This is a genomic window from Enterobacter sp. SORGH_AS_0287, assembly GCF_031453695.1.
Classification (GTDB): domain Bacteria; phylum Pseudomonadota; class Gammaproteobacteria; order Enterobacterales; family Enterobacteriaceae; genus Enterobacter; species Enterobacter ludwigii.
Map to the genome: position 1 here is coordinate 1006615 of NZ_JAVIZW010000001.1, position 16566 is coordinate 1023180.

Annotated in this window: 18 protein-coding genes; 10 read left to right on the forward strand and 8 right to left on the reverse strand. The window is 52.7% G+C overall.

The window, feature by feature from the left end; all coding sequences use genetic code 11:
- Positions 1–18: 18 nt before the first annotated feature.
- The gene (locus tag QE396_RS04800) at positions 19–1368 is read left to right on the forward strand and encodes a GGDEF domain-containing protein (protein WP_032669832.1); all 1350 of its coding nucleotides are present in this window, start codon (positions 19–21) and stop codon (positions 1366–1368) included.
- A 52-nt stretch (positions 1369–1420) separates the two neighbouring features.
- Here QE396_RS04800 and QE396_RS04805 read toward each other — a convergent pair whose 3' ends face one another.
- Together QE396_RS04805 and QE396_RS04810 are read right to left on the reverse strand one after the other, a co-directional pair.
- Complete coding sequence (locus tag QE396_RS04805; protein WP_020882450.1) at positions 1421–2245, reverse strand: helix-turn-helix domain-containing protein; 825 nt, start codon at positions 2243–2245, stop codon at positions 1421–1423.
- A 72-nt stretch (positions 2246–2317) separates the two neighbouring features.
- On the reverse strand, positions 2318–2713 hold the full coding sequence (locus tag QE396_RS04810) for a RidA family protein (protein WP_020882451.1): 396 nt from the start codon (positions 2711–2713) through the stop codon (positions 2318–2320).
- Between the two features lie 132 nt (positions 2714–2845).
- On the opposite strand from QE396_RS04810, the gene QE396_RS04815 reads away from it, so the two are divergent.
- Positions 2846–3436 (forward strand): TetR/AcrR family transcriptional regulator, encoded by a 591-nt coding sequence (locus tag QE396_RS04815; RefSeq protein ID WP_020882452.1) that lies wholly within the window; start codon positions 2846–2848, stop codon positions 3434–3436.
- A gap of 148 nt (positions 3437–3584) precedes the next feature.
- Here the strand turns inward: QE396_RS04815 and sapF are convergent, their stop codons facing one another.
- The 6 genes from sapF to pspF form a co-directional block, all read right to left on the reverse strand.
- Positions 3585–4391: a putrescine export ABC transporter ATP-binding protein SapF gene (sapF, locus tag QE396_RS04820; RefSeq protein ID WP_014170351.1), complete on the reverse strand. Its 807-nt coding sequence runs from the start codon at positions 4389–4391 to the stop codon at positions 3585–3587.
- Position 4392: 1 nt separating this feature from the next.
- Complete coding sequence (gene sapD, locus QE396_RS04825; protein ID WP_014170350.1) at positions 4393–5385, reverse strand: putrescine export ABC transporter ATP-binding protein SapD; 993 nt, start codon at positions 5383–5385, stop codon at positions 4393–4395.
- Positions 5385–6275, reverse strand: coding sequence for a putrescine export ABC transporter permease SapC (gene sapC / locus QE396_RS04830; protein ID WP_014170349.1), 891 nt, complete (start codon positions 6273–6275; stop codon positions 5385–5387). The genes sapD and sapC overlap by 1 nt, the downstream gene beginning before the upstream one ends.
- Positions 6262–7227: a putrescine export ABC transporter permease SapB gene (gene sapB / locus QE396_RS04835; protein ID WP_020882453.1), complete on the reverse strand. Its 966-nt coding sequence runs from the start codon at positions 7225–7227 to the stop codon at positions 6262–6264. The genes sapC and sapB overlap by 14 nt, the downstream gene beginning before the upstream one ends.
- Positions 7224–8864 carry an ABC transporter substrate-binding protein SapA gene (gene sapA / locus QE396_RS04840; RefSeq protein ID WP_020882454.1) on the reverse strand — a complete coding sequence of 547 codons (1641 nt, stop codon included), beginning with the start codon at positions 8862–8864 and terminating at the stop codon, positions 7224–7226. Before sapA ends, sapB begins: the two co-directional genes overlap by 4 nt.
- Positions 8865–8952: 88 nt before the next feature.
- Positions 8953–9930 carry a phage shock protein operon transcriptional activator gene (gene pspF, locus QE396_RS04845; RefSeq protein ID WP_020882455.1) on the reverse strand — a complete coding sequence of 326 codons (978 nt, stop codon included), beginning with the start codon at positions 9928–9930 and terminating at the stop codon, positions 8953–8955.
- A gap of 166 nt (positions 9931–10096) precedes the next feature.
- On the opposite strand from pspF, the gene pspA reads away from it, so the two are divergent.
- The 8 genes from pspA (at position 10097) to QE396_RS04885 (ending at position 16564) form a co-directional block, all read left to right on the forward strand.
- Positions 10097–10765 (forward strand): phage shock protein PspA, encoded by a 669-nt coding sequence (gene pspA, locus QE396_RS04850; RefSeq protein WP_014170345.1) that lies wholly within the window; start codon positions 10097–10099, stop codon positions 10763–10765.
- Positions 10766–10819: 54 nt separating this feature from the next.
- Positions 10820–11044 (forward strand): envelope stress response membrane protein PspB, encoded by a 225-nt coding sequence (pspB, locus tag QE396_RS04855; RefSeq protein WP_020882456.1) that lies wholly within the window; start codon positions 10820–10822, stop codon positions 11042–11044.
- A complete protein-coding gene (gene pspC / locus QE396_RS04860; RefSeq protein ID WP_014170343.1) occupies positions 11044–11403 on the forward strand; it encodes an envelope stress response membrane protein PspC in 360 nt (119 codons plus the stop codon). The genes pspB and pspC overlap by 1 nt, the downstream gene beginning before the upstream one ends.
- Before the next feature lie 12 nt (positions 11404–11415).
- Positions 11416–11640: a phage shock protein PspD gene (gene pspD, locus QE396_RS04865; protein WP_014170342.1), complete on the forward strand. Its 225-nt coding sequence runs from the start codon at positions 11416–11418 to the stop codon at positions 11638–11640.
- A gap of 185 nt (positions 11641–11825) precedes the next feature.
- Positions 11826–13523, forward strand: a complete 1698-nt coding sequence (locus QE396_RS04870) for an alpha-amylase family glycosyl hydrolase (protein WP_020882457.1) — start codon at positions 11826–11828, stop codon at positions 13521–13523.
- 15 nt (positions 13524–13538) lie between these two features.
- Positions 13539–14831, forward strand: a complete 1293-nt coding sequence (locus tag QE396_RS04875; RefSeq protein WP_020882458.1) for an ABC transporter substrate-binding protein — start codon at positions 13539–13541, stop codon at positions 14829–14831.
- 22 nt (positions 14832–14853) lie between these two features.
- Positions 14854–15735 carry a carbohydrate ABC transporter permease gene (locus QE396_RS04880; protein WP_020882459.1) on the forward strand — a complete coding sequence of 294 codons (882 nt, stop codon included), beginning with the start codon at positions 14854–14856 and terminating at the stop codon, positions 15733–15735.
- Positions 15722–16564 carry a carbohydrate ABC transporter permease gene (locus tag QE396_RS04885; protein ID WP_020882460.1) on the forward strand — a complete coding sequence of 281 codons (843 nt, stop codon included), beginning with the start codon at positions 15722–15724 and terminating at the stop codon, positions 16562–16564. The genes QE396_RS04880 and QE396_RS04885 overlap by 14 nt, the downstream gene beginning before the upstream one ends.
- Positions 16565–16566 lie beyond the last annotated feature (2 nt).

A 16566-nucleotide genomic window follows, 5' to 3' on the forward strand; every position in this document is an offset into this window, starting at 1 on the left:
TATGCGGTATTAATGAACATGAATAACATTACGTTGGCTGAGAAAATGATCGTGCTGTCCGGTGCGCTGCTGTTTGCACTGATGATCGCGGTGAACTCCTTTTTTGTTAATGATATTCCAGGTTTCAGGGTACCCATGACAACCTATTTGATCGTCATGATTGCGCTATTTTTTCTGGATACCATTATCTCTATTTTTATCCAGATGCAGTATGCGTCTGACCGATCTCATTTATCCCTGTTAATCCTGAGCATGGCGTTTCTGAGCGGTCTCATCTATTTCATAGAAACGATTATCGTCATTCAGCTTCCTGAAGACGCAGGGTTAACCCATACGCTAAAAACTAACGATACGGCGGTATTTTATTTTTTCCGCCAGTTAAGTTTTATTTTTTTGCTGGGGCTTGCTGTATGGGTGGAGAAACACACGGCACGGCGACGGTTCACATTACGGAATAAGGTCTGGCTGGCGCTAATATCGTTAATCCCCCTGGTTATGTTCCCGGTGCTGGCCCATGCGTTGAGCAGCTACAATCCAACCTGGACATTAACGATAGCCGCGTATCGCCCCGATCAGTATCATCCTGTCTGGGATGTCCGCTACGTTAACGCTCTGATAGTGCTCTGGTCGGCCCTGGCCTGCTACATGACTTACGTGACACGCTTTTCATCTGGCGTCTGGAACAGCATCATCGTGGTGTGCCTTTCTGCGATCACCTATAACTTTTTCTTGCTTTTACTCGATACGTATAACCTGTCGCTCTGGTATATCAGCCGGGCGGTAGAAGTGTTCAGTAAACTATTTGTTATCTGTACCTTACTGTTACATGTCTTCAGCTTGCTGAGATTTTTTGGCGATCGGGTTAACCGCGATCCCCTGACACAGATCTTCAACCGCAAGTACTTTTTTGAGGCACTTCAGCGGCTCCGCATGCTCAGAACAGAAAAGGGCACCAGCATTATGATGCTGGATATCGATAACTTTAAGACCATTAATGACACCTGGGGACATCCTGTGGGGGACCGCGTCATTCTGGCGGTCGTGGATATTATTAAAGACAGTATTCGTGATAATGACGTTTTTGCCAGACTGGGAGGTGAAGAGTTTGGCCTGCTGTTGCCCGACACGGACAGGAGTATGGCCGTAGCCGTCGCAGAACGTATTCGCAAGAATGTTGAGCAACGCACCGGACAGGGTAACCTGTACGCGGTGCCCCTGACGGTAACGTTAAGTATTGGCGTGTGCTCAGCCATTCAGGAAAACGTCAACAGTAGCGATATCATTCGTGATGTGGATGAAGCACTGTATGAGGCCAAGCACGGTGGTAAAAACAGAACCGTGTGCAGACAGGCCGCAGGGTCGGTATGATCCGGCGTTGCGCGCCTCCCGCGGTGTGATTTACGCGCAAGAAAAAACGGGGTTATAACACAGGGATGTAAATATCAAAGTTAACGCGCTCATCGCTGCAGGCGTTAAAACGCATTAAATGAATGCCATCGCGCAACGTCAGGCGGTTCGTCACCATTGCCTTAACAAACGCAATTTTGTTATAGGCGCTATAACACTCCCAGCTGCCTTCAAAGGACATTTTTGCATATTTTCCGGTAAGTAAAAGTGTGTCTTTCTTTGTTGTTTTAGTGCTGTCTAAACAATATGAAATTAAGACTTCTACCAGATAGGAACGGCTTTTACCCAGACGTTCTGGTCGGCGCGGCACTATGGCAAGCTGTTGGATCCGATCGCGATTCTCAAGCAGGAGTTTTTTGATTTTTTTAGTGACATCGTGCACCGCAGTATCAAAAAGATGATCGTGCTCTATAATCTCATGGGTATACGGAAAAATCTCATTGAGTTCACAGAGTGTTATTTCGGGTGTTTTAAGATCGTCTAATAAAAATGAGGGCTGAAGGATATCAAAATCCCACTCTTTTGCATTTCTGTATTCAGAAGGGGTGAGTCCCGACATCTTTTTAAAGGCTCTTGAAAACCCCTGGCTGCTTTGGTAGTGAAATAAATAAGCAATGTCCGTAACGGGAAGCGACGTCATTCTGAGCATGATGGCCGCAAGGCTCAGCCTTCTCCTTAGGATGTACTCACCTAAAGAGAGGTGATATTTCTCTTTAAACCATGTTTCAATGGTTCTTCTGCTATACCCGGTATCTTTAACCAGTTGATCAATATGTAAAATAGAAAAGTTATTTTCCTCTACCCAGGTGAGAATATATTTACTAATACTTTCTTTCATTCGATATCTACAGCGTGTGGCGTCATGACGTAATTAATAAATTGCCGGTGGGACCTATGCCGAATACTTGCTTTATTGCGGTGGGATTCTGGCAATGACCTTAATTTCAAAATCAAAGCCCGCAAGCCAGTTTACCCCCACGGCCGTCCAGTTCGGATAAGGGGGGCGGGGGAACGCTAATTTTTTGGCTTCCATGATGGTTGAAAATTGATTTTCAGGATCGGTATGAAACGTCGTCACGTCGATCACATCATCAAACGTACATCCCGCGGCAGAAAGCGTAGCCTGGAGATTATCAAAAGCTAATTGTACCTGAGCGCCGAAATCCGTTTCAGGTGTGCCGTCGCTGCGGCTTCCAACCTGGCCTGAGACAAATAACAGATCGCCAGAGCGAATGGCAGCAGAATAGCCATGTTCTTCATAGAGGGCATGACGATTAGCGGGAAATACAGGTTCACGTGGGTGCATGGCATTTCCTTTTCGATTGGGGGTATTGTTGAGATCACGCGGTCGTATTAACATACGCTGCGTATGTTAAAATCTAAACCACATACGCCACGTATGTCAAACGGAAAAACACAACGTAACCAAGGACGTCTTATGGCTGCAAAAAGCCGTGCCGAAACGGCCCAGGAAAATCGCGAAAAAATGATTCAGGCAGGGCGCAAAGCTTTTGCCGAGAAAGGCTATGCCGCAGCCTCCATGGATGAGTTGACCGCAAGCGTGGGGTTAACACGTGGAGCGCTATACCATAATTTCACTGACAAGAAAGGCTTGCTGGCTGCGGTGGTCGCCCAGATAGACAGCGAAATGGCACGAAAGGCGAAGGCAATTGCCGCCAGCGCCGAGAATGACTGGGAGCGACTGCTGGCCGAAGGCGTCGCTTACATCAAAATGGCGCTCGATCCGGAAGTGCAGCGTATTGTACTGCGTGATGGTCCGGCTGTTCTGGGGGACCCGGCCCACTGGCCCAGCCAGAATAGCTGCCTGGAATCTACCCGTCAGACCATAGAAAAAATGATTGAACGCAAGGTCCTGAAAGACATGGATGCAAACGTCGCTGCACAGCTGTTAAATGGCGCTGCACTCAATGCTGCACTGTTGATAGCCGCCAGTGAGGATCCGCAGAAGACGTTGCCACATGCGATTGAGGTGTTTGTCCTGCTTGCAAGCGGGTTACGCCATCAGTGAAAGGAAAGGGTTAACGCGCGCGAGCTGCTATTTAACCCTTAAAGGAACGGGTGTGCCGGGGGCATTTTTTGTCGGATAAGGGGCGCTAGAACGCCGCGAGGATTTCGCGCGTGGTGAGCGTTGTTAATCCGCCCCTTGCACCAACGCGCTAGCGGTCTTTTCTCCACGCGTCCGCGGTTAATGCTTCACCGAAATGGCCGGCAATCAATCGCTTAGTCAGTTCATGAAGCGGAGAGGCCATAACATCCGCGGTACTGCCTCGTTCAACAACCTCACCCTGATGCATGACCATCACCTGGTCGCTGATGTGTTTCATCATCCCCAGATGTTGGGTCACGTAGATATACGAGATACCCTGTTTTTCCTGTAATTCGAGCATCAGGTTAATTAACTGCGACCGCATCGACATATCCAGCGAGGCGAGCGCTTCGTCGGCGATAATCACTTTCGGGCGCAATATCAGCGCGCGCGCGAGCCCAAGACGCTGTTTCTGGCCGGGGGCGAGCATGTGCGGGTAATAGCTCTCGTGATCGGGCAGCAGCCCAACCATCCGCAGGGTTTCAAAAACGCGTTTGCGTCGCGCTTCTGGCTCGAGATCGGTATTCAGACGCAGCGGAAAATCGAGGATTTGCGAAATACGCTGACGCGGGTTGAGCGATGTCGACGGATCCTGGAAGATCATGCGGATACGCTGGCTGCGGAAAGAGTAATCGCCGAATTCCAGCGGATGGTCATCTATCAGCACTTCGCCGCCGGAGGGTTCAACCATGCCTGCCAGCATCTTCGCCAGCGTGGATTTACCGGAACCGTTCTCACCGATGATCGCCAGCGTCTGTTTTTCGCGCAGGGTAAAGCTGAGCGGCTTCACGGCTTCAACGGTCTGACGATGGAACAGTCCGGTACGGTAGCGAAAGGTCTTACTCAGGTTACGGACTTCCAGTAAGGTTTCGACCATTTCACTCTCTCTCCATGTTCAGCGGGAAATGACAGGCATATAGATGATTTTTAGCCCCTGTCAGGCGTGGCGTCTCAATACATTTACGCTGCGCATACGGGCACCGCGGCCCCAGACGACAGCCAATCGGCAAGGACTCCAGCAGCGGGATAGCCCCGGGCAGGGTATTCAGGCGACTCTTGTGCGGCATGGCGCTGCCAAAATCTGGAATGGCGCGGATCAGCGCCTGCGTATACGGATGATGCGGCGCGGTGATGAGGTCTTCACTCGGGGCGGTTTCGACCGTCTGCCCGCAGTACATCACATCAATCTTATCAGCCCATTTGCTGAGCATTTGCAGGTCGTGACTGATCAACAAAATGGTGGTGTTGTTGTTCTGATTCAGACGCGTCAGCAGGCGGAAAATCTGCGCCTGCGTGGTCGGTTCCATCGCGTTGGTCGGTTCATCCGCAATCAGCAGACGCGGCTGATTGGCCAGCGCGATGGCAATCATCACTTTCTGACACTCACCGTCGGTCAGTTCGTACGGAAAACTGCGCATGGCATCTTTATGATCTTTGATCCCGACGCGGTGCAACAGCTCAATAGCACGACGCTTACGCCAGCCAAACCGTTGCCACCAGCGGCCTTTATAGGTCCACCCGGGAATGTTCTGCATCAGCTGTTTGCCCACGCGCTCGGACGGGTCAAGACAGGATTGCGGCTCCTGGAAAATCATTGATACGTTATGGCCGACCAGCTTGCGACGCTCGCGAGGAGAAAGGCGTTGCAGGTCGATATCATCAAAACGCATACGGTCAGCGGTGACGCGCCAGTTATCCTTCGCCACACCACAGATGGCTTTGGCGATCAGACTTTTCCCTGAACCGGATTCCCCCACCAGCCCGCGAATTTCCCCCTCAGCAAGGGTGATACTGATGCGATCGACGGCTTTCACCCAGCCTTCACCGGTTTTGAACTCGATGGTCAGGTTGCGAATATCAAGAAGCGGCATTATTGCACCCCCGCATTAATTGCACGGCGTATACCATCGCCCAGCAGGTTGACAAGCAGCACACTCACCATAATGGCTGCACCCGGTAACATGACCGTCCACGGCGCAACGTAGATAAGCTCGAGCGCGTCACCAAGCATCGCGCCCCATTCAGGCGACGGCAGCTGCGCACCGAGATCGAGAAAACCAAGTGCCGCGATGTCCAGAATCGCCATCGACAGGGCGCGGGTGATCTCCGTGACCAGCCCGGCAGCGATGTTCGGCAGTACGGCAAACCAAAGGATGTTTAAGGTTGTTGCACCGTCCAGGCGAGCTGCGACGACATATTCTTTTTCCAGCTCGTCATGCACCATGCTGTATACCGAACGCACGATGCGGGGCAGGATCGCCAGCCAGACCGCGAACATGGCATGCGACAGGTGTGGCCCGACAAACGCCACCACAATGATGGCCAGCAGCAGGGACGGAATAGAGAGCAGGGTGTCGAGAATGTGGTTCAGTGCCGCCGAGCGCAGGCCATGCGTCGACCCGGCAAAGATGCCGAGCGCCAGACCGCAGATGGTGGCAGCAAACGTCACCACAAATGCACCGCCGACCGTCGGCGCCGCGCCGCTCAACAGGCGGCTCAATACGTCACGCCCGAGGTCGTCCGTACCGAGGAAGAAAGAGACCTCACCGTAGCGCGACCAGGATGGGGGCAGCAGCTGATAGCCAAGGAACTGCTGATCAATACCATAGGGCGCAAACCAGGAGCCAAAAACGCAGAGCAACACCAGCCCGGCGAAGCCATAAAGGCCAATCATTGCCGTGGTGTCACCATAGAATTTACGCCACACGGTACGCAGCGCACCGGGCGTGCGCTTTTCACTGTATACGTTATCGTAGGGCATACCATTCCTTATGCTTCAACGGGTTGGCCATAGCACCCAAAATATCGGAAATCACGTTAACAATAATCACCAGAGAGCCAATCACCATGACGCCCGCCGAAATGGCGGCGTAGTCCTGCTGGCGGATAGCGTTGATCAACCATCGTCCCAGCCCCGGCCAGCTGAAGACCATTTCGGTAATCATCGCCAGGGTGAGCATGGTGGAAAACTGGAGCCCCAGTCGCGGGATAACAGGCGGCAGGGCGTTATGCAGCACATTACGGCGCAAGATAGTCAGGCGCGATAAGCCGCGCGTGGCGGCCGCTTTGACATAGTTCTGATCGAACACCTCGATGGTACTCAGGCGCATCAGGCGGATCACTTCGGTTGTCGGTGCCACCGCCAGCGTCAGTACCGGCAGGACCATATGGCGTACGGCGCTGACGATCATCTCATGTCGCCAGGCTGAATCAGACAGCCAGGCGTCAATGATAGCAAACCCGGTCACCGTTTTTACCGTATACAACAGGTCAAAACGGCCAGAAACCGGCAGCCAGCCCAGGTTGAGGGAGAAGAAAAGCGTCAGCAGCAGCGCCAGCCAGAAGATCGGGATCGAGAAGCCGAGCAGGGCGAGGGCGCTGATAAATTTATCCTGCCATTTGTTGCGATAAATCCCTGCCAGCATCCCTACCGGAATACCAACCATTAAGGCAAAACCGAACGCCAGAATGCACAGCTCCATTGTCGCCGGGAAAACTTCTTTCAGCTGCTCAGAGATGAGCTGTCCGTTGATGCTTGAAACACCGAAATCCCAGTGCAGCAGACCGTTAAACCAGAAGAGCCACGCATCCCACAGTGACGACCCCTGAAGCGGGGCGTGCGGGGTGAAATAGCTCAGACTGAAACCAACAAAGGTCAGGAAAAAGAGCGTCACCAGCAACAGCAGAAGGCGGCGCAAGGTAAAAATGATCATGGTTTTTTCACCTCTTGTTCTTTTTCGCGAGACACGCCGGCGAAGGAGGCGTTGCCGAACGGACTCAACACCAGGCCTTTAATATCATAGCGATAGGCCTGCAGGCGCAGGGACGAGGCCAGCGGCAGCACGGGCAGCTCTTCGGCAAGGATCTTCTGCGCTTCATCATAGGCGTCTATGCGTGACGCCAGCTGTTGGGACGCCAGCGCTTTTTGCAGCACGCCGTCAAATTCCCGGTTGCACCAGTGGGCGTAGTTGGTCTGGGAGTTAATCGCCGCACAGCTCAGCAACGGACGGAAGAAGCTGTCCGGGTCATTACTGTCGGTCGCCCAGCCTGTCAGGGTTAAATCATGGTTCATATCCATCAGGCGCGCCTCCTGGAAACGACCCTCAACCGGCACGATGATCACTTTCACCCCCACCTGCGCCATATCTGCCTGCAACAGCTCGGCGGTCTTCAGCGGGCTTGGGTTCCAGGCCTGAGAGCTGGTCGGTACCCAGAGTTGCAGCGTCAGGTTTTCCGCCCCCAGCGCTTTCAGCTGTTCACGCGCTTTTGCCGGGTTGTATTCCGTAATTTTAGCTTCACTGTCATAGGCCCACGAGGCTCGCGGCAAAATAGAGGCGGCGGTTTCTGCCGTACCGTAATAGATCGACTGCATCAGACGCTGGTTGTTGATGGCCAGCGCCAGCGCGTGGCGTACGGCAGGGTTGTTCAGCGGCGGCTTATCGGTATTAAACGCCAGATAGGCGATGTTCATGCCCGGGCGTAACGTCAGGCGCAAACGCGGATCGTCGCGCAAAATGGTGAGCTGGCTGGCAGCAGGCCACGCCAGCACGTCGCACTCCCCGGTCAGCAGTTTTGATAAACGCCCCGTCCCGCCAGAGCCAAGATCGACCACTACCTGTGGCATCAGCGGCGTGCCGCGCCAGAAATGCGCATGGCGCTGCAGGCGGATATATTGTCCGGAGCGATATTCGGCCAGCTGGAACGGACCGGTGCCGACTGGCTGACGGTCGATTAACTCCTGACGATCGATTTTGCTCAGGTTCGCAGCGTATTCAGCAGACATAACGGACGCATAGTGGGTGGCCAGGTGCCAGAGGAAAGAGGCATCCGGGCGCTTCAGCGAAAACTCCACCGTGCGGTTATCCAGCTTGCGAACGCTTTTAACGGTATCGGCAAACTGCAGGCTGTCGAAGTAGGGGAAGTTACTGCCGTTAACGTTATGCCACGGGTGATTACGGTTAAAGATACGCTGGAACGTAAAGACCACATCATCTGCGTTCAGTTTGCGCGTTGGGGTAAACCATGGCGTGTGCTGAAATGCGACATCATCGCGCAGGTGGAAACGGTAGGTCGCGCCGTTATCCAGGACTTCCCAGCTTTCGGCAAGCTCTGGCACCAGACGGTAGGTGTAGGGATCCACATCAAGCAGACGGTCATAGAGTTGCGCGGCAAGGGTATCCACAATCAGGCCGCTGCCCGCTTTTTGCGGGTTAAATGTATCAACCTGACCGCTTACGCAATAGACGAAGCCGCTGTCGCGAATATCAGGTTGCGTAGCGGGTTCGGGCGCAGCAAACGCCAGGCTGCTGAACAGACCAAGTGCAAAGAAGGACGATAAAACCAGACGCATAATTTTTAAGGTTTTTAGGTTCGATCTGCAAAGTGTATCGCACTTACGCCTGCTTCGTAAAAATGTCTGCGGGTAAGTGCTGATATTGTCAGCGCATTTGATGCTTTTTGAGCAATGCCCTTAATTGATGGTAGGTCAGACCCAGGAGTTCAGCCGCCCGTTTCTGGTTATATTTCGCCACCCTCAGGCTCTGCTCAAGCAGCTGTTGTTCCTGTTCATGCTGGAACTGCCGCAAATCCAGGGGAAGTGCAGGGGCAGCCCCGGACATGGGCGGGGCAGAAGCTGGCTGCGGGCTACGCTGAAAAGGATCAAGAATAATGTTATCCAGCTCGGTCTCACTGCTGCCGTGGCGATAGACAGAACGCTCCACGACGTTTTTTAACTCACGGATATTTCCCGGCCAGTGGTAAGCGAGGAGTGTCTCCTTTGCATACTCGCTGAACCCCGGAAAAAGCGGCAGGCCGAGCTCGCGACACATCTGAATCGCAAACTGCTCTGCCAGCAGCATGATGTCGCTTCTTCGCTCGCGCAGCGGCGGGAGCTGAACGACGTCAAAGGCCAGCCGGTCGAGCAGGTCGGCACGGAATTTATCCTCTGCCACCATTTGCGGGAGGTTGGCATTGGTCGCGCACACCAGACGCACGTTGACCTGCAACGGCTGGCTACCGCCGACACGCTCCAGCTCGCCATATTCAATCACGCGCAGCAGCTTTTCCTGTACCAGCATGGGCGCGGTGGCCAGTTCATCAAGAAACAGCGTGCCGCCGTCGGCGCGTTCAAAACGACCCGGATGGCGTTTTTGGGCACCGGTAAAAGCACCGGCTTCATGACCGAAAAGCTCCGTGTCGAGCAGATTTTCATTCAACGCCGCGCAGTTAAGCGAAATGAAGGGGCCATCCCAGCGTCCGGATAAATAATGTAGACGGTTAGCAATCAGTTCCTTACCCGTGCCGCGCTCACCGATAATAAGCACTGGCTTGTTGAGCGGCGCGAGACGGGAGACCTGTTCGAGGACTTCCAGAAAACTGTTGGCTTCGCCGAGTAAATTGTCTTTGTATCCAGCCATGATGAAATTAACCACTCCTTAGTGATATTCACCAGGTGAGCATAGTGTGCCGATGCCTGGAAATCAACCACATCAAGTAAAATCAACAAGATAAAAACTTGGCACGGTATTTGTATTGGCTATGTAGCAGGGCATCGCCCGATAACAGAACTATGAGGATCACATTATGGGTATTTTTTCTCGTTTCGCCGACATCGTGAACGCCAATATCAACTCACTGCTTGAGAAAGCGGAAGATCCGCAGAAGCTGGTGCGCCTGATGATTCAGGAAATGGAAGATACGCTGGTTGAAGTGCGTTCTACCTCCGCCCGTGCGCTGGCTGAGAAAAAACAGTTAACGCGCCGCATTGAGCAGGCGACCGCTCAGCTTAACGAATGGCAGGAAAAAGCAGAACTTGCGTTGCGTAAAGATAAAGAAGACCTGGCCCGCGCCGCGCTGATTGAAAAACAGAAGCTGGCAGACATGGTCGCGACGCTCGAGCATGAAGTCACACTGGTCGATGATACGCTTTCGCGTATGAAGAAAGAGATTGGTGAGCTTGAGAATAAACTGAACGAAACGCGTGCGCGTCAGCAGGCGCTGGCATTGCGCCACCAGGCGGCAAGCTCATCCCGCGATGTACGTCGCCAACTGGATAGCGGTAAGCTGGATGAAGCAATGGCACGTTTTGAGTCGTTTGAACGCCGTATCGACCATATGGAAGCGGAAGCGGAAAGTCACAGCATTGGTAAACAAAAGTCACTGGATCAGCAGTTCGCTGACCTGAAAGCGGACGATGAAATCAGCGAGCAACTTGCTGCGCTGAAAGCCAAAATGAAGCAAGACAACCAATAATAATTTGTGCGGCACCTGAGCGTGCCGCCACGCATCGTAAGACAAGGAGTACACATGAGCGCGCTTTTTCTGGCTATTCCCCTGACCATTTTCGTGCTGTTTGTTCTGCCGATTTGGTTATGGCTGCACTACAGCAACCGTTCTTCACGTGGTGAACTTTCCCAGAGTGAACAACAGCGTCTCGTACAGCTGACCGAACAGGCGAATAATATGCGCGAACGCATTCAGGCGCTGGAAGATATCCTCGATGCAGAACATCCAAACTGGAGGGACCGTTAATGGCTGGACTGAACCTGAACAAAAAATTGTGGCGTATTCCGCAGCAGGGAATGGTACGCGGCGTCTGTGCCGGACTGGCCCATTATCTTGATGTCCCGGTCAAACTGGTTCGCGTGGTAACGGTGCTGTCGATCTTCTTCGGTCTGGCGTTTATCACCCTGGTGGCGTACATCGTGCTGTCGTTTGTACTCGACCCGATGCCGGAAGGTGAACTGGCCGCAGAAGGCGCACCGACCAGCAACGATCTTCTCAACGCGGTTGACGATCAACTCGCCGCTGGGGAGAAGCGGTTACGTGAGATGGAGCGCTATGTCACATCTGACACCTTCACGCTGAGAAGCCGTTTTCGTCAGCTTTAAGAGAGAATATACATGAAGCAAAACTGGCAACAGGCCGGTCAGAAGGTAAAACCCGGCCTGAAAATCGCAGGTAAACTGGTCCTGCTGACGGCATTACGTTTCGGCCCGGCAGGTGTGGCGGGTTGGGCGATAAAATCTGTTGCCCGCAAGCCGGTAAGAATGTTGCTGGCTGTGGCGCTCGAACCTCTGCTGCAGAAAGTGGCAAAACGGCTTTCACGCCGCTACTTTCCCCAATAATTCCTGCGTGCGTTAGCCTCTCTCGTTTTCGGGGCAGGCTAGCGATACTTCTTCGCATTCCCTTTCTTTCTTTGCGGCAGCTCACAATACTGCGTTGAGCTGCTTTGCAATCGCCTTTTTCTGCGTCCCGGTCCGTTGACAGATATTTTTCATGGGAGTAGATTGCGTTCCGTGGGACCGCTACCATGGAAAATAAAATGCAGGCTAAAATTAAAGAAATCATTAATCTTGTTTACGGGGAATCATTTTCCGATACCCATTTTTCGGTGTTGCTGGAAAAGATTGATAACGCGATTTCTGTTATTACAGATAAGCGTAAGATGGGGTGGGATGAAAAAGATGTTGTCCTGATTACGTATGCCGATCAGTTTTCGGCAGAAGGGGAGAAAGCCCTGCCGGTTTTCACACGGTTTTATAATAAGTGGCTCTCTCACTCCTTTTCACATGTTCATCTTTTACCTTTTTACCCGTGGTCTTCTGACGACGGTTTTTCTGTTATTGATTACCACGACGTCGCACCAGAAACAGGAACGTGGCAGGACATCGCCGAATTAAAACAATCAGCCAGTTTGATGTTTGATTTCGTCTGCAATCACATGTCGGCGCAAAGTCAATGGTTCGCGAATTACCTTAAGCAAATGCCGGGGTATAACGATTTCTTCATTTCTGTTGACCCTGAAACGGATCTGTCGGCCGTCACGCGACCGCGTGCTTTGCCCCTCCTCACGCCGTTTACGCTTCACGATGGCAGCGTACGCCACCTGTGGACCACCTTCAGCAGCGACCAGGTCGATCTCAATTTTGCCTCTCCTCAGGTTCTGATTGCGATGGTAGACGTGCTGCTGCACTACCTGACTGAAGGGGCGCGCTACATTCGTCTGGATGCCGTTGGGTTTATGTGGAAGATACCCGGAACGAGCTGTATCCATCTGGAACAAACCCATCAGCTTATCCAGCTTTTCCGTGCCATTACCGAGGCTGTCGCGCCGGGTACGGTGATAATCACTGAGACCAATGTCCCGCATAAAGACAACGTTGCCTACTTTGGTGACGGCAACAATGAAGCGCAGATGGTGTATCAGTTCTCCTTGCCGCCGCTTGTGCTGCATGCGGTACACCGTCAGGATGTCCGGGCGCTGTGTCAGTGGGCGTCGTCGTTGACGCTTCCTTCCACGAAAACCACCTGGTTTAACTTTTTGGCCTCGCATGACGGGATTGGCCTCAATCCGTTACGCGGAATTTTACCCGAGTCTGAGATCCTCTCGCTGGTAGAGAAACTTCAGGCCGAGGGGGCGCTGGTCAACTGGAAAAACAATCCGGATGGAACGCGAAGCCCGTATGAAATCAATGTCACTTATCTTGATGCGTTAAGCACAAGGGACTGCGATGACAATCACCGTATTGCCCGGTTTATTCTGGCTCATGCTGTACTCCTGAGTTTCCCCGGTGTGCCTGCCGTCTATATCCAAAGTATTCTTGGCTCGCGTAATGATTATGAGGGCGTGGAGCGCCTGGGATATAACCGTGCGATTAACCGCAAAAAATACCTCGCCGGTGCAATCGACAGTGAACTTGAGAACGAAAATAGCCTGCGGCAGAAAGTCTATTATAGAGTGCGTGAATTAATCGCCCTGAGGCGTGCAGAAAAAGCATTCCACCCTGACAGTCAGGCTTGTTTTAGTACGGCAGGCGAGCATGTATTAAAAATAATGCGTATTGCGCAAAGTGGCGGAAAAGTTACCGCGTTATTTAATTTCAGCGATCGCGTTCAAACGCTTGAGTCGAATATTCCATCCGGCAGGGAATTGATCGCCGGGAAAGATATTACTGGTACGACTCTGACCCTTAATCCATGGCAGGTGTTGTGGATTAAAGAAAACTAAAAAAGGACCTTAAACATGAATATGCCCAAAATTGTGCTGATATCAGCACTGGTTTCGTGCGCCTTGTTGTCAGGCTGTAAGGATGACAAACCCTCTGCTGTCACCATTGAGTTTATGCACTCCTCAGTTGAACAGGAGCGTCAGGCGGTAATTACAAAACTGATTGAAAAATTCGAGAAAGAGAACCCGACGATTACGGTGAAACAGGTACCGGTAGAAGAGGATGCTTATAACACCAAAGTGATTACGTTGGCCCGCACCGGTGCGCTGCCCGAGGTCATTGAGGTCAGCCATGACTATGCAAAAGTCATGGATAAAGAGCAGCTGCTGGACCGGGATGCGATCAACGCCGCCATCAAAGCGGTGGGCGAAAACACCTTCTATGACGGAATCTTACGTGTCGTTCGCACGGAAGACGGCTCAGCCTGGACGGGGGTGCCAATCAGCGCCTGGCTGTCTGGTGTCTGGTATCACAAAGATGTGCTTGCTGCGGCGGGTATTGAGGAGCCGCATAACTGGGAACAGTTGCTGAAAGCCAGCCAACGCCTCAACGATCCGGCTAAAAAACGCTATGGCATTGCGCTACCCACGGCGGAAAGCGTGATGACCGAGCAGGCGTTTTCTCAGTTTGCGCTTTCCGGTGGCGCGAACGTTTTTGACGCCAACGGGAAAATCAACATTGATACCCCGGAAATGGTGAACGCGCTGGCGTTCTATAAAGCACTGGCCGCGACCACCATGCCGGGCTCGAACGATGTCATGGAGATTAAAGATGCCTTTATGAATGGTTCGGCGCCGATGGCGGTTTATTCCACCTATATCCTGCCGGCGGTCTATAAAGACGGCAACCCAGCCAACCTGGGCTTTGTCGTTCCGACTGAAACGTCTTCAGCGGTCTACGGCATGGTCACATCGCTGACGATCACCTCCGGTCAAACAGAAGATGAAACCCAGGCTGCACAGAAGTTTGTCACCTGGATGGAGCAGGCACAGAACGCGTCTGACTGGGTGATGATGTCCCCGGGTGCCGCGCTGCCGGTGAACAAACTGGTCGTCGGCACGGACTCCTGGAAAGACAACGAGGTCATTAAAGCGTTTGGTCAACTTCCCTATGAGCTTATCGCCCAGTTCCCGAATGTGCAGGTATTTGGCGCCGTGGGCGACAAAAACTTTACCCGCATGGGTGATGTAACGGGGTCCGGCATCATCAGTTCCATGGTGCATAACGTCACAGTAGGTCAACAGGATCTCACTGCAACGTTAAGCAACAGCCAAAAGCGACTGACTGACCTGATTTCACAACGATAGGAGCGCTCTGCGGAAGGAAATTATGAAGACGTTGTTTTCTGGTCGTTCAGATATGCCTTTCGCCATGCTGCTGTTGGCCCCCAGCCTGATTTTGCTGGGGGGCCTGGTGGCCTGGCCGATGATTTCCAATATTGAAATCAGCTTTTTACGTTTGCCGCTTAACCCGCGCATTAGCGCCGTGTTTGTCGGGCTGGATAACTATGTTCGTATCCTCAGCGATGGCGCATTCTGGCACTCCCTGTGGATGACGTTCTGGTACACCGCCCTGGTGGTGATGGGCAGCACGGCGCTGGGGCTGGCCGTTGCCCTCTTTTTTAACCGGGAATTTCGCCTGCGGAAAACGGCGCGTTCACTGGTGATTTTGTCCTACGTCACACCATCCATCTCGCTGGTGTTTGCATGGAAATACATGTTCAACAACGGCTACGGCATTGTGAACTATCTGGGTGTCGATCTGTTGCACCTTTATGACCAGGCGCCGCTGTGGTTCGACAACCCGGGCAGCAGTTTTGTGCTGGTGGTGCTGTTCGCCATCTGGCGTTACTTCCCCTACGCGTTTATCTCGTTCCTCGCGATATTGCAGACCATTGATAAGTCGCTGTACGAAGCCGCGGAAATGGATGGGGCAAATGCCTGGCAGCGTTTTCGTATCGTCACACTGCCCGCCATTATGCCGGTGCTGGCCACGGCGATTACACTGCGAACCATCTGGATGTTCTATATGTTCGCTGATGTTTATCTCCTGACCACCAAGGTCGATATTTTGGGCGTCTATCTCTACAAGACCGCATTTGCCTTCAATGACCTCGGGAAAGCCGCTGCCATCTCCGTGGTGCTGTTCGTGATCATCTTCGCCGTCATTCTGCTGACCAGAAAAAGGGTAAACCTCAATGGCAACAAATAAACGCGTACTGAGCCGTCTCGGTTTTTATCTGGGGCTGGCGGTGTTTCTGATCATCACGCTGTTCCCGTTCTTTGTGATGTTAATGACCTCGCTTAAGAGCGCGAAAGAGGCGATATCGCTCCATCCGACCATCCTGCCGCAGGCATGGACGCTGCAGCATTACATCGACATCTTTAATCCGCTGATCTTCCCGTTTGTGGACTACTTCAGAAACAGCATGGTGGTCTCGCTGACCTCGTCGGTAATTGCCGTTTTTCTCGGCACGCTGGGGGCTTACGCGTTATCCAAACTGCGTTTTAAAGGACGCACGACGATCAATGCGAGTTTTTACACCGTCTATATGTTCTCGGGGATTTTGCTGGTGGTGCCGCTGTTCAAAATCATCACCGCGCTGGGGATCTATGACACAGAGCTGGCGCTGATTATCACCATGGTGACCCAGACGCTGCCGACAGCCGTCTTTATGCTGCGCAGCTATTTCGACACCATTCCGGATGAAATAGAAGAAGCTGCGATGATGGACGGGCTTAACCGCCTGCAAATTATATTCCGCATTACCGTTCCGCTGGCGATTTCCGGCCTCGTGTCGGTGTTCGTCTACTGCTTCATGGTGGCATGGAACGACTACCTGTTTGCATCCATTTTCCTGTCCAGCGCCAGCAATTTCACCTTGCCGGTTGGGCTAAACACCCTCTTTAGCACGCCAGATTATATCTGGGGTCGCATGATGGCGGCATCGCTGGTGACAGCGCTTCCGGTGGTCATCATGTACGCACTGTCTGAACGTTTTATCAAAAGTGGTTTGACCGCCGGTGGCGTTAAGGGCTGAGG